The sequence below is a fragment of the Saccharothrix lopnurensis genome (genome assembly GCF_042658445.1).
Lineage (GTDB): Bacteria > Actinomycetota > Actinomycetes > Mycobacteriales > Pseudonocardiaceae > Actinosynnema > Actinosynnema lopnurensis.
On sequence record NZ_JBHSQO010000011.1, the window covers coordinates 188,187 to 201,048 of the forward strand.

Sequence of the window (12,862 nt, forward strand, 5' to 3'; positions counted from 1 at the left end):
CTGAACAGCGCGAACGGCCCGTCGGGGAGGCATCGTCGAAATGCCGTCGAAACGGCAGACCGCCGGTGTTTCGTGAAACGGATTTACGAATGCGGGCAGGTGTCGCGGTACTCGGAAATGGCCGTGCCGCGCGGCGCCGGGCAGAGGAACTGCTCGTAGCGGGTGTCGTCGTCGATGAACCGCTTGAGCCACGAGACGCTGTACTTGGCGATGGTGGTGTTGGACGAGTTCGGCGCGAAGTGGCTCGCGCCCGCCAGCTCCAGGTACGCCTTGTCCAGGGTGGACGGCAGACCCGCGTAGAACGGCTCCGAGTGGGTCCGCACGGAGGCCACCGAGTCGTTCTCCGCGCCGATGACCAGCGTGGGCGTCCGCACGGAGGACCAGGTCTTGGTGGTGTTCCACGCGGTGAGCGGGATCGACGCCTGGAGGGTGGGCCGGTCCTTCGTGGCCTCCAGCGCGCCGCCGCCGCCCATCGAGTGGCCCATCACGCCGAGGCGGTCGGGGTCGACGCGGTCGCGCACGGAGCTGCGGGTGGTGAGGTAGTCCAGCGCCGCGAGGAGCTGGTCGCCGCGCGAGGCGGGCTGGTCGTAGCGGGAGTTCGTGTCGATGGTGAAGACCACGAAGCCCTGCGACGCCAACCTGGGGCCCAGCCAGGAGATGCTGGACTGCGCGGCGGTGTAGCCGGGCGAGATCGCGACCGCGCCGAAGGTGCCCTCGGCGGTGCTGGTCGGGTAGTGGATCGTGCCGCCGCCGAACCCGCTCGCGGACAGCGGGGAGACGGTGGTCTGACCGGTCGCGAACGGGCCGCGACTCGCTTCGATGCTGGAGTTCGTCGGGGCCGGGCCCCGCTCGTAGGGGTTGTCCGCGGCCTGGGCGACAGCGGTGGGGGCGGTGAGGGCGACCGCCGCGGCCAGGACGAGGACGCGGCGGGACAGGGGTGACCTCAAAGACATGCGTGTGCTCTTTCCCGGTGCGGGAGGACCTGGCGGAGAGTCCTGAGTGGACATTGCCTGCGCACTGACCGAGTGTGCGGCACTACCTACTGTCAGGTCAAGTAATTCGGCTCACAAAGGTTGGGTCCACCGGCCGCGTTCGGCTGGTCCGAATGCCACTCAGAGTTGGATGAAGATTTGACGAACTGCGTTGTCGCGAAATGGTTCAGACCTATTAGCGGGTCCCCGAAGTACCGGGAACTGCCGGGACCAATACCTCCTACCTGCACGGAAGCGCTCCCACGGAACCCTTGACCGGGACCGCGTCCGGAACGAGGATCGTGCGCGACAGAGCCGTCGCCCTGATGAACGGAACCGCCGAATGTCCCGCAGACACCTGAGCGCCGCGCTGGCCGCGGTGCTCACCGCAGGTCTCCTCACCGGGGGCGTGGCCACCGGTGTGGCCGGCGCCGCACCCGACTCCAAGACCCGGCAGCCGGTCATCGGCGAGCCGCGGACCGAGCACGGCTGCGCGCGGATCGAGAAGGACCTCCCCGAGCTGTCCGACTGGCCCGAGGTGCGCAGCCGGGTCCAGTCCACCCCCGCCGACGAGCGGCGGATCAAGAAGATCGTGGCGGGCATGACCCTGGCCGAGAAGGTCGGCCAGATGACCCAGCCGGAGATCGCCGCGATCACCCCGGACGAGGTCCGGGAGTACGGCATCGGCTCGGTGCTCAACGGCGGCGGCTCGTGGCCGAACCGCGACAAGCACGCGCCCGTCGACGCCTGGCTGGACCTGGCCGACGCCTACTGGCAGGCGTCCAGGACCACCCGCACCAAGATCCCGGTGATCTGGGGCATCGACGCCGTGCACGGCAACAACAACGTCTACGGCGCGACCGTCTTCCCGCACAACATCGGCCTGGGCGCGGCGCACGACCCGTGCCTGGTCCGCGACGTCAGCGCGGCCACCGCCGAGCAGATCCGCGCCACCGGCCAGGACTGGGCGTTCGCGCCCACGCTGGCCGTGCCGCTGGACGACCGCTGGGGCCGCACCTACGAGGGCTACTCCGAGGACCCGCGGATCACCCGCGCCTACGGCTACGAGGCCGTGATCGGGTTGCAGGGCCGCGGCAGGCGCGACGTGGACGTGCTCGCCACGGCCAAGCACTTCATCGGCGACGGCGGCACGATCGGCGGCAAGGACCAGGGCGTCAACCCCTCGACCACCGCCGAGATGATCAACGTGCACGGCCAGGGCTACTACGGCGCGCTCGCCGCGGGCGCCCAGACCGTGATGGTGTCGTTCAACTCCTGGGACAACGCGGAGCAGGGGATCGACGAGGGCAAGCTGCACGGCAGCGAGCTGGCGCTGAACGACATCCTCAAGGGCAAGATGGGCTTCGACGGCCTGGTCGTCTCCGACTGGAACGGCATCGGCCAGGTCGCGGGCTGCACCAACGCCGGCTGCCCGCAGGCCGTCAACGCGGGCATCGACGTCGTGATGGTGCCCAACGACTGGAAGGCGTTCATCGCCAACACGATCGCCCAGGTCGAGGGCGGCCAGATCCCGATGGCCCGCATCGACGACGCGGTGACCCGCATCCTGCGCGTCAAGCTCCGCTCGGGCGTGCTCGACAGCGCGAAGAAGCCCTCGGAGCGGCGCCACGCCGGCGAGGCCGACGCGCTGGAGGCCCGGAAGCTGGCCCGCGAGGCGGTGCGCCAGTCGCAGGTGCTGCTGAAGAACAACAACCGGGTGCTGCCGCTCAAGCCGCGGTCGAAGGTGCTGGTCGTGGGCAAGTCGGCCGACTCGATGCAGAACCAGACCGGCGGCTGGACGCTGACCTGGCAGGGCACCGGCAACACCAACGCCGACTTCCCGACCGGGCAGACCGTGCTCGGCGGGCTCAAGGAGGCGCTGGGCGAGCGGAACGTGGTGTTCAGCGAGACCGGCGACGTCGACCCGGCCGGGTTCGACGCGGTCATCGCGGTCATCGGCGAGACCCCGTACGCGGAGGGCGTCGGCGACATCGGCAAGCGGAGCCTGGAGGCCGCGAAGACCTACCCGCAGGACCTGGCGGTGCTGGACAAGGTCAGCGGCAAGGGCGCGCCGGTCGTCACGGTGTACGTGTCGGGCCGCCCGCTGCACGTCAACAAGGAGCTGAACCGCTCGGACGCGTTCGTCGCGGCGTGGCTGCCCGGCACCGAGGGCGGCGGCGTGGCCGACCTGCTGGTGCGCGGTCGCCACACCTGGCCCGGGTACACCGGCACGCTGTCCTTCTCGTGGCCGCGCTCGGCCTGCCAGACGCCGCTGAACCCCGGTGACGAGGGCTACGACCCGCTGTTCAAGCCGGGCTACGGGCTCAAGACCTGGTCCTACCGCCCGATGGGGAAGCTCGACGAGTCCTCGCCCGAGGGCGGCTGCTCCGGCAACGGCGGCGGTGGCGTCGCGACCGAGGACCTGGAGATCCACAACCGGGTCGACTCCGCCCCGTACCGCAGCTTCATCGGCTCCCCGGACAACTGGAGCGGCACGGAGCTGGGCCCGGACGCGGAGGCCGCGCACACCAACATCACCGTGGTGCCGGCGGACGTGAACGTGCAGGGTGACGCGCTGAAGACCACCTGGACCGGCAGCGGCGCGGGCCAGCTGTACCTCCAGGACCCGGCGGGCGGCAGCGACCTGCGGGGCTACCCCAACGCCAACGCCGCGCTGGTGTTCGACGTGGTCGTGCACCAGCCCCCGGCCGCCCGGACGGTGCTGAGCGCGCACTGCGTCTACCCCTGCCTCGGCGAGGTCAACGCGACCGGCGTGTTCGGCGGACTGCCGGTCGGCGTGAAGTCGACGGTGAAGGTGCCGCTGTCCTGCTTCGCCGAGCGCGGGCTGGACTTCGAGAGCGTGAACACGCCGTTCCTCGTCTACACGGAGGGCGCGTTCCAGGCGTCGTTCGCGAACGTGCGGTGGGTGCCGAAGGCGGCCGCCGACCCCGACGCGAGGACGTGCGCCGAACTGGCCGGCTGAGCCGGGACCGGATCGAGGACCGGGGGCGGGCCGTCAGTCACGGCCCGCCCCCGGTTCGCGTCGGCGCCCCGGTCCGGCCCGCGGCCGTGCGCCGGGACCGGGACGACCGCGCGAACCGGGACCAGGGCCGGGACGAGAGCCGCGACCAGGGCCGGGGCGCGAGCCGCGACCAGGACGCCGACGCGAGCCGGGACCACCCGCCGGCGTCACCACCCGCCCGCCCTCCGGCGTGCGCCGCGACCAGGACGACGACCGCGCCCACGACCTGGGTCGCGGTGAGCGACTGGTCCAGCGCGAGCCACCCGACGGCCGTCGCCACGACCGGGCTGAGCAACCCGAGGAACGCCACCCGCGTGGCGGGCAGCAGGCCGATGCCCCGGAACCACAGCGCGTAGGTCAGGGCGCCGCCGACCAGCCCCAGGTAGGCGTAGCCGCCGAGGTTGGCCGCGTCGAGCGCGGGCGGCGGCCCCTCGACCAGCAGCGCGATTGGCAGCAGCACCAGGCCGCCCGCCGCGAGCTGCCACCCTGTGACCGCGAGCAGCGGCGCGGGCGCGGGCCACCGCTTGCCCAGCACCACCCCGGCGGCCAGGGCCACCGCGCCGCCCAGCGCCGCCGCCACCCCGACCGCGTCGAGCCGGGCGTCGGCGCGCAGCACGAGCAGGGCGACCCCGCCGACGCCCGCCAGCCCCGCGAGGACCGCGCGCGTGGTGGCGGGCCGCCCGAGCAGCAGGGTCGACAGCCCCGCCACCACCAGCGGCTGCACCGCGCCCGCCGTCGCCGCGACCCCGCCCGGCAGGCGGTAGGCGGCCAGGAACAGCAGCGGCAGGAACAGGCCGATGTTGAGCGTGCCGAGCACCACCGCGCGCCACCACCAGTCGCCGCGCGGCAGCCGGCGGGTGAGCGCGAGCAGCAGCAGCCCGGCGGGCAGCGCGCGGAGCAGCCCGGCGAGGAGGGGGCGGTCGGGAGGCAGGAACTCGCTGGTCACGAAGTAGGTCGTGCCCCAGACGGCGGGGCGGTGGCGGTGATGGCGAGCGGGTATTTGCTTAGCACTAAGCTAAAGTAGCTTAGCGATGAGGTATCTAGGTGGGAATTCGACCATCGCTAAGCTGGGCGGGTGGCGGACCACGTCGACCTGGTGCTGGAGCAGTGGCACGCGCAACGTCCCGACCTGGACGTCTCGCCGATGGCGGTGGTCGGCCGGCTGACGCGCCTGAGCCGACTGGTGGACGGCGAGCTCCAGCGGACCTTCGCCGGCCACGGCCTGGACCGGGCCTCGTTCGACGTGCTGGCGACCCTGCGGCGCAGCGCCCCGCCGCACCGGCTCACGCCGACCGGGTTGATGCGCGCGTCGATGGTGACCTCGGGTGCGGTGACCCAGCGCCTCGACCGCCTGGAGGCCCGGGGGTTGGTCACGCGGACGCCGAGCGAGCGCGACGGGCGCGGGGTGGTGGTCGGGTTGACCGGGGAGGGGTTGGCCCTCGTGGACCGCGTGCTGCCGGACCACCTGGCCACCGAGGAGCGCCTGCTGGGCGGGTTGACGGGGGAGGAGCGGGCGGCGCTGGCGGGGGCGTTGGCGACGGTCCTCGAATCCCTGGGCGACACCCGCGACTGAGGTCCGACCCCGCTCCCGGAACCGCCCGCACTGGTCCGTTCGCCGGTCGTCGGCCCGTCTCGCCAGGGGCGAGCGGAGCATCCCACCGCACCCTCCCGGACCAATCCGCGTTCCGGGTCCTTCACAGCGAGTTTCCTTACCGTTACAGTTCTGGGAGCGCTCCCAGTCCGGTGTGCGGTCAGCGTCGACCGCGCACCGGACAGACCTCCTGCGCGGGACGACGTGGTCCCGCCCCGAAGGAAGTGATGCGGATGACCAGCTTCTCGTCCCGTCTGGACGCGCACGCGAACTCGCTGCGGGCGTTGAGCGTTCCCCTGCTCAGGGGCTCTCTCGGCGTGGTGTTCGTGTGGTTCGGCGCGCTGAAGGTGGCCGGTGCGACACCGGTCGCCGACCTGGTGGCCCGAACCGTCCCGTGGCTCGACCCGGGCACGTTCGTCCTGCTGCTCGAGGTGGTGGAGGTGGTGCTGGGGATGGCCCTGGTGGCGGGTCACCGGTTGCGCTGGGTAGCGCTGCTGGTGGTGCTCCACCTGTGCGGGACCTTCCTCACCCTGGTGGTGCAGCCGACCGTCGCGTTCCGGACGGGAAACCCGCTGCTGTTGACCATGACCGGTGAGTTCGTGGTCAAGAACCTGGTCCTGATCACCGCGGCCCTCGCGGTCATGTCGGCCGACACACCCGTGCGGCAGCGGGTGGCGCAGGTACGACAGCGGTGATCTGTGGTGCCGCGGGGCCCCGACCGGCCCCGCGGTGCCGTTCTCCTCCTACCCGCGGCGCGCCACGTGGGCGGCCACGCCGTCCAGGAAGACGTCCAGGCCGAAGGTGAAGTCGGCGTCCGCGTCCTCCTCCGCGCGCAGGTCGTCCAGGTCGAACACGCCCGCCTCGACCACCCGGCTCAACCAGGGCAGCCGGCGGGGGTCGACGACCCGCCTGAGCGCGGTCGAGTAGGCGCGGCTGAACGCCTCGGGGTTGTCCTCGTACCCGGCGGCCAGGTCGCCGGCCAGGCGCACCTCGCCGTTGATGAAGGTGAGCAGGCCCAGCACGACCCGCACCTTCTCCTCCTCCGTCAGGGGGGTCCCGGCCAGCGCGCCCAGGGCCCGGTCGAACCAGGCCAGGTTGCGCGGTCCGACGGGAGGTCCGCTGATCGGGACCCGGCTGAGCCACGGGTGCCTGCGGTGCACCGCCACCACGCCGTGCGACCAGGCGGTCAGCCCGGTCCGCCAGTCGCAGCCCGCCGGCAGCTCGGGCGGCTCCTCCATGGCCGCGTCGAACATCAGCGCCAGCAGCTCGTCCTTGCTCCGCACGTGCCGGTAGAGGGCCATCGTGGACCTGCCCAGCTGCTGCGCCACGTGGGCCATGGACACGGCGGCCAGGCCCTCGGCGTCCGCGACCCCGACCGCGGCCCGGGTGATGTCCGCGCTGGTGAGCGAGGGTTTGCGGCCGCGCCGGGGCGTGTCGCGCAGGCCCCACAGGAGCGCGACGCTGTCGGGTAGGCCGGTCTCCTCGGTCACGCGGCCGAGTCTAGGGCTTGGCCATCAATTGCGTATCAGCTACGCTAATTTGCGTATCGCATACGCACAGGGGGTTGTCATGATCGTGGAGGTGACCGGCCTGAAGAAGGCTTACGGGTCCACCGCGGTGCTGGACGGGGTGGACCTGGAGGTCGTCGAGGGGTCGATCTTCGCGCTGCTCGGTCCCAACGGCGCCGGGAAGACCACCGCCGTCCGAATCCTGTCCACGCTGACCCGGCCGGACGCCGGGCGGCTGCGGGTGGCGGGGTTCGACGTGGTGCGCGAGCCGGTCGAGGTGCGCCGGGTGATCAGCCTGACCGGCCAGTACGCGGCCGTGGACGCCGAGCAGACCGGGCGGGAGAACCTGGTGCTGGTCGGCCGGTTGCGGCGGCTCGGCCGGGCGGGGGCGCGGGCGCGGGCCGACGAGCTGCTGGAGCGGTTCGACCTGGTCGCCGCCGCCGACCGGCGGGTCCGGACCTACTCGGGCGGGATGCGGCGACGGCTGGACCTGGCCATGGGGCTGGTCGCCTCGCCCCGGGTGGTGTTCCTGGACGAGCCGACCACCGGGCTCGACCCGGCCGGCCGGGCGACCACGTGGGAGGCGATCCGCGAGCTCACGCGCACCGGCACGACGATCTTCCTCACCACGCAGTACCTGGAGGAGGCCGACCGCCTGGCCGACCGGATCGTGGTGCTGGACCGGGGCCGGGTGGCCGCGCAGGGCACCGCCGACGAGCTCAAGGCGCGGGTCGGCGGCGAGCGCGTCGACCTGAGCTTCGCCTCGGCGGGCGAGCTGCGCGCCGCGCGGGCCCGGCTGGGCGGGTTCGCCGACCCGGGGCACCGGGTGCTCAGCGTGCCGTCCGACGGCAGCGCCGCCCACCTGCACGCCGTGCTGGACGACCTGCGCTCGGCGGGCGTCGCGCCCGCGCGGGTGTCCTCGCACCGGCCGACCCTCGACGACGTGTTCCTCTCGCTGACCGGGGAAGGGGTGCCCGCGTGAGCCGCCCGATGACCGACCCCGTGGCCGGCCCGCTGGCCGACTCGATCACCATGATCGGCCGCAGCGTGCGCCTGGCCAGGCGCAACACCGACACGTTGGTCATGTCCGTGGTCCTGCCGCTGCTGATGATGACGCTGTTCGTCCACGTCTTCGGCGGCGCGATCGACACCGGCACCCGGTACGTGGACTACGTGGTGCCCGGCATCGTCCTGCTGTGCGTCGGCTACGGCGCCGCGTCCACCGCGATGTCCGTGGCCGACGACCTCACCAAGGGCATGGTGGACCGCCTGCGGTCCATGCCGATCCGCCCGTTCGTGGTCCTCACCGGCCACGTCGTGGCCAGCGTCGCCCGCAACGCCGTCTCCACCACCGTCGTCATCGGCGCGGCGGTCGCCATGGGCTTCCGGCCGACGGCGTCACCGGTGGAGTGGGCCGCGACGGCGGGTCTGCTCCTGCTCTACGTGCTGGGGCTGTCGTGGCTGGCGGCGGGGCTGGGCGTGGTGGCCAAGTCGGTCGAGGCGGCGGGCACGTTCAGCTTCCTCATGCTGTTCCTGCCCTACCTGAGCAGCGCGTTCGTGCCGACCGGCACCATGCCCGCGGTGCTGCGGGTGATCAGCGAGCACCAGCCGATCACGCCGATCATCGAGACCGTGCGCGGCCTGCTCACCGGCACGCCCGTCGGCGGCGCCGGGTGGGCGGCGCTCGCCTGGTCGGTCGGGCTGCTGGCGGTGTCGTTCACCCTGGCGACCCTGCTCTACCGGAGGCGCACCCGGGACTGAACCCACTCCTCGACCAGGTCGCCGGGCGTCGACAGCGCCACGCGCGCCTCCGGCGGCACCACCGCCCCCGGGTGGTGCCGACGTCACCGGACCAGGCGGTGGAGCACGAAGATCCCGCCGTGCAGCGGCCGGTCCAGGCGCTGGTCGTCGGTCGCCACGTACTCGTCGAGCACGGCGCTGATCCGGCGGTCCAGCTCGGCCAGCTCCTCGGGGGACAGGTGCAGCGCGAACCGCGCGTAGGTCCGCACCGACTCGGGCCCGGCCTCGGCCAGCTCCTCCTGGAACGCCTGGAGCGGGGCCATGGGCGCCGGGGGACCGTCGTCGCCCAGCGGCCCGTCCAGCCACCACGACCGGTCGGTGGACCGGTAGGGCTTCTCCAGGGCGCCACCCGCGCCCGCGCGCACCTCGCCGACCTCCAGGAACCCGGCGGCCACCAGTTGGCGCACGTGGTAGAGCACGGTGCCCGGGTCGCGCCCCAACCGCTCGGCCAGCTGCTTGTTGGTCAGCTCCTGCCCCATGCACAGCCGCAGCACGCGCAGGCGCAGCGGGTGGGCCAGGGCCTTCGTCTCCTGGACCGTCGCCGGACGCCGCTGCCGTTGCACCACGGGCCCAATCTAGTCGCGGCCAAACCGATGGAGAAAATCCCACCGATGTGTCAATCTCCACCAATGCACCTGGGGAGGGCGTTCTGGCGCCTGCTGGCTTCTTCCGGCTTCTCGAACCTGGCGGACGGCACGTTCAAGGTGGTCCTGCCGCTGGTCGCGGTGCAGATCACCCGCGAACCCGCGCTGATCGCCGGCCTCGTGTTCGCCCTGACCCTGCCGTGGCTGGTGCTCACCCTGCCCGCGGGCGCGGTGGTCGACCGCTTCGACCGGCGCGTGATCATGCTCGCGGCCAACACGACCCGCGCCGCGCTGCTCGCCGCGCTCGCCGGGGCGGTCGCGCTGGACGTGGCGGGCATCGGCCTGCTGTACGCGATCGCCCTGGGCGTCGGCGCCGCCGAGATCCTCTACGACACCTGCGCGCACTCCCTGCTCCCGCAGGTGGTGGCCCGCGACCGCCTGCCCCGGGCCAACGCCCGGCTGTTCGCGGTGGAGCTGACCGCCAACGAGTTCCTCGGCCCGGCCGCCGCGGGCCTGCTGGTGGCCGCGGGCGCGGTGGTGGCCTTCACCGTCCCGGCCGCGCTCTGGCTGGTGGCGGTGGTCGTGCTGCTGGCGGTCCGCGGCGCGTTCCGGGTGCCCCGGCAGCAGCGCACCACCCTGCGCGCCGACATCGCGGAGGGCATCCGCTTCCTGGTCCGCCACCGCCTGCTGCGCGCCCTGGCCGCCATGGTCGGCGTGTTCAACCTGGCGAGCAGCGCGACGGCCGCCGTGTTCGTGCTGTACGCGGTGGGGCCGGGTTCGGCCATGGGCCTGACCGACCGGGTGTTCGGCCTGCTGCTGACCACCCCGGCGATCGGCAGCCTGGCCGGCTCGCTCGCCGCCGAACGCCTGGTCGCCCGCCTGGGCCGCGCCCGCGCGCTCGGCCTCGGCTTCACCGCCGGCACCCTGCTCCTCGCCGCGCCGGCGGTCACCACCGACCCGTACGCGGTGGCGGCCGCGTTCGCCGTCGCGGGCTTCGGCATCGCCGTGCTCAACGTGGTCGCGATCTCGCTGCGCCAGCAGGTCACGCCGGACCGCCTGCTGGGCCGGGTGAACAGCGCCTACCGGATGGTCGCCTGGGGGACCATGCCGCTCGGCGCGGTCCTCGGCGGCGCGCTGGCCCACCTCGTCGGCCTGCGCGCGCTGTTCGCCGTCGCCACCGCCCTGGCGCTGACCGCCCTGCTCGGCCTGCTCACCGTGACCGACCGCCGGATCGACGAGGCGCTCCGGGCGGTGTCACCCGGTTGACCAGGCGCTCGACCAGGAAGTGCCCCAGGCCGATCCCGATCCCCGTGGTCAACGCCGAGAGCAGCGGCAGCACCGGCCCCGGAGTCCGGTAGACCGGCGCGGGCCCGGTGGCGGGCCCCGAGCGGGGCACCCGGAGCACCTGCCGGGCGGCGGCCTGGAGGCGGGTCGACACCTGCTGGTTCGTCCAGGCGATCACGTCGAAGTCGCCGAACTCGGCCAGCGCCGTGAAGCTGCGGTCCGCCGAGGCGACGCTGAACGTCCGGCACCCCCGGTCGTGGGCGTAGCGGGCGTGGGCGAGCAGCGCCTTCTCGGCCGCGTCCGGACCCGGCGCGACCACGCGGCTGGGCACGTTCATCTCGGTGAGCACGTTGCCGATCACGTCCAGCTCCGGTTCGGTCCGGGCGTAGCAGGCCAGCGCGTGGTGCACCGGCCCGGCCGCCCGCACCAGCGCGGTGATCCGCCCGCGCACCAGCTCGGGCCGGGGGTTGACCGGACCGATCATGTTCTCCAGGTCGATGAGCAGGACTCGCTGCGCCGCTTCCACTTCTCGATCTTCGGCACGCGACGCACCACGGGATCACTACCCGAACGGGTGACGGTCGCCCCGACCGCCCACGACCCCGCCCCGAAAGGGGCACGGCCGCCCCGCCGGTCAATGACCCACATCGACGCCGCGGGCATTCCGGCGAACGGCGGGCACCGGTTGCGAACACTATCGCAACATTGTTCGTTTCACGGGCTTCCGCGCGGGTGCGGCAGGCGTCCAATTGAGATGGGAGTACCGGGTTGTCGCTGGCAGGGGCCGGTGGAAAAGCTTCGAAAGATTTCGAAAAATATCGACAAGCGTTGACCCGGATATCGGGGGTGAATGACCATCGTGCTCATCGAGTGAGCCCGCACCGACGCCCGGCTCCGATCGTCCTCCGGTCCTGGTGCGGTGTTCCACCCCTGCACCAGGAAAGGACCAGTCGAGTGCGAAGATTCCTCCCGGCCCTGGCCGCGGTGGCCGCGCCCTTGGTCGTCGCGAGCGTGCTGCTCGCCGCCCAGCCCGCCTCCGCCGCCACCCTCACCCAGGTCACCAACTTCGGCACCAACCCGAGCAACCTGCGGATGTACGCCTACGTGCCGGACCGGGTCGCGGCCCGGCCGGCGCTGCTGGTGGCCATGCACTACTGCACCGGCACCGCGTCGGCGATCTTCAACGGCTACGCCCGCGACTACGTGACCGCCGCGGACCAGTACGGCTACGTCATCGTGTTCCCCGAGGCGACCCGCAGCGGGCAGTGCTTCGACGTGTCGTCCCAGCAGGCCCTGACGCGCGGCGGGGGCAGCGACCCGGTCGGCATCCTGTCGATGGTGAACTGGGCCAAGCAGCGCTACGACGTGGACCCCTCCCGGGTCTTCCTCACCGGGTTCTCCTCCGGCGCGATGATGACCAACGTGATGGCCGCGGAGTACCCGGACGTGTTCGCGGCCGCCTCGTCGTTCATGGGCGTGCCCGCGGGCTGCTTCGCCACCACCGACGGGTCCGCCTGGAACAGCCAGTGCGCCAACGGCCAGCTCACCAAGACCGCGCAGCAGTGGGGCGACCAGGCCCGCCAGATGAGCGGCGGCCACACCGGGCGGTTCCCGAGGGCGCAGCTGTGGCACGGCACCACGGACGACACCCTGCGCTACCCGAACTTCGGCGAGGCGGTCAAGCAGTGGACCAACGTCCACGGCCTGAGCCAGACGCCGACCGCCACCGACCGGCCCCAGAGCAGCTGGACCCGCACCCGCTACGGCGGCAGCGGCACCCAGCCGCCGGTCGAGGGGATCAGCGTCCAGGGCGTCGGGCACTCGCTGCCGCAGAGCGGCATGGTGCAGTACGCCATCGCGTTCCTGGGGCTCAACAGCACCGGGACCACCGACCCGACCACGACCACCAGCACGACGACGACCACCACGACCACCACCACGGACACGACCACGACGACGACCACGACGTCCCAGCAGCCGGGTCCGGGCAGCACGTTGGCGGCGGCGGCGAACCGGACTGGTCGGTACTTCGGTGTGGCGGTGGCGGCGAACAAGCTCAGCGACTCGACCTACGTCGGGATCGTGAACCGCGAGTTCGACTC

Annotated in this window: 12 protein-coding genes; 7 read left to right on the forward strand and 5 right to left on the reverse strand. The window is 72.6% G+C overall.

From position 1 onward, the window contains the following. Nucleotides 1-83: 83 nt before the first annotated feature. On the reverse strand, nt 84-953 hold the full coding sequence (gene bdeA, locus ACFP3R_RS13700; RefSeq protein WP_380636106.1) for a bis(hydroxyethyl) terephthalate hydrolase: 870 nt from the start codon (nt 951-953) through the stop codon (nt 84-86). 361 nt (nt 954-1,314) lie between these two features. Here bdeA and ACFP3R_RS13705 point away from each other — a divergent pair, with 361 nt between their 5' ends. Beyond that, nucleotides 1,315-3,954: a glycoside hydrolase family 3 protein gene (locus ACFP3R_RS13705; protein WP_380636108.1), complete on the forward strand. Its 2,640-nt coding sequence runs from the start codon at nt 1,315-1,317 to the stop codon at nt 3,952-3,954. A 37-nt stretch (nt 3,955-3,991) separates the two neighbouring features. Here ACFP3R_RS13705 and ACFP3R_RS13710 read toward each other — a convergent pair whose 3' ends face one another. After that, nucleotides 3,992-4,939 carry an EamA family transporter gene (locus ACFP3R_RS13710; RefSeq protein WP_380636110.1) on the reverse strand — a complete coding sequence of 316 codons (948 nt, stop codon included), beginning with the start codon at nt 4,937-4,939 and terminating at the stop codon, nt 3,992-3,994. A gap of 129 nt (nt 4,940-5,068) precedes the next feature. Between ACFP3R_RS13710 and ACFP3R_RS13715 the strand changes: the two genes are divergently transcribed. Next, nucleotides 5,069-5,566 (forward strand): MarR family winged helix-turn-helix transcriptional regulator, encoded by a 498-nt coding sequence (locus ACFP3R_RS13715; RefSeq protein WP_380636112.1) that lies wholly within the window; start codon nt 5,069-5,071, stop codon nt 5,564-5,566. 251 nt (nt 5,567-5,817) lie between these two features. Then, the gene (locus ACFP3R_RS13720; RefSeq protein WP_380636113.1) at nt 5,818-6,279 is read left to right on the forward strand and encodes a DoxX family membrane protein; all 462 of its coding nucleotides are present in this window, start codon (nt 5,818-5,820) and stop codon (nt 6,277-6,279) included. 48 nt (nt 6,280-6,327) lie between these two features. On the opposite strand, the gene ACFP3R_RS13725 is transcribed toward ACFP3R_RS13720, so the two are convergent. Continuing rightward, nucleotides 6,328-7,074, reverse strand: a complete 747-nt coding sequence (locus tag ACFP3R_RS13725; RefSeq protein WP_380636114.1) for a TetR/AcrR family transcriptional regulator — start codon at nt 7,072-7,074, stop codon at nt 6,328-6,330. A gap of 79 nt (nt 7,075-7,153) precedes the next feature. On the opposite strand from ACFP3R_RS13725, the gene ACFP3R_RS13730 reads away from it, so the two are divergent. Continuing rightward, the gene (locus ACFP3R_RS13730; protein ID WP_380636116.1) at nt 7,154-8,074 is read left to right on the forward strand and encodes an ATP-binding cassette domain-containing protein; all 921 of its coding nucleotides are present in this window, start codon (nt 7,154-7,156) and stop codon (nt 8,072-8,074) included. Continuing rightward, a complete protein-coding gene (locus tag ACFP3R_RS13735) occupies nt 8,071-8,853 on the forward strand; it encodes an ABC transporter permease (protein WP_380636118.1) in 783 nt (260 codons plus the stop codon). Before ACFP3R_RS13730 ends, ACFP3R_RS13735 begins: the two co-directional genes overlap by 4 nt. 83 nt (nt 8,854-8,936) lie before the next feature. Here ACFP3R_RS13735 and ACFP3R_RS13740 read toward each other — a convergent pair whose 3' ends face one another. Further along, nucleotides 8,937-9,458 (reverse strand): ArsR/SmtB family transcription factor, encoded by a 522-nt coding sequence (locus tag ACFP3R_RS13740; RefSeq protein ID WP_380636120.1) that lies wholly within the window; start codon nt 9,456-9,458, stop codon nt 8,937-8,939. 63 nt (nt 9,459-9,521) lie between these two features. Between ACFP3R_RS13740 and ACFP3R_RS13745 the strand changes: the two genes are divergently transcribed. Next, the gene (locus tag ACFP3R_RS13745) at nt 9,522-10,742 is read left to right on the forward strand and encodes an MFS transporter (RefSeq protein ID WP_380636121.1); all 1,221 of its coding nucleotides are present in this window, start codon (nt 9,522-9,524) and stop codon (nt 10,740-10,742) included. Here the strand turns inward: ACFP3R_RS13745 and ACFP3R_RS13750 are convergent. After that, the gene (locus tag ACFP3R_RS13750) at nt 10,687-11,286 is read right to left on the reverse strand and encodes a PIN domain-containing protein (protein ID WP_380636123.1); all 600 of its coding nucleotides are present in this window, start codon (nt 11,284-11,286) and stop codon (nt 10,687-10,689) included. The two genes, ACFP3R_RS13745 and ACFP3R_RS13750, sit on opposite strands and share 56 nt — an antisense overlap. Nucleotides 11,287-11,714: 428 nt before the next feature. Between ACFP3R_RS13750 and ACFP3R_RS13755 the strand changes: the two genes are divergently transcribed. Beyond that, the coding region (locus tag ACFP3R_RS13755) for an extracellular catalytic domain type 1 short-chain-length polyhydroxyalkanoate depolymerase (protein WP_380636125.1) at nt 11,715-12,862 on the forward strand (1,148 nt) is incomplete at its 3' end.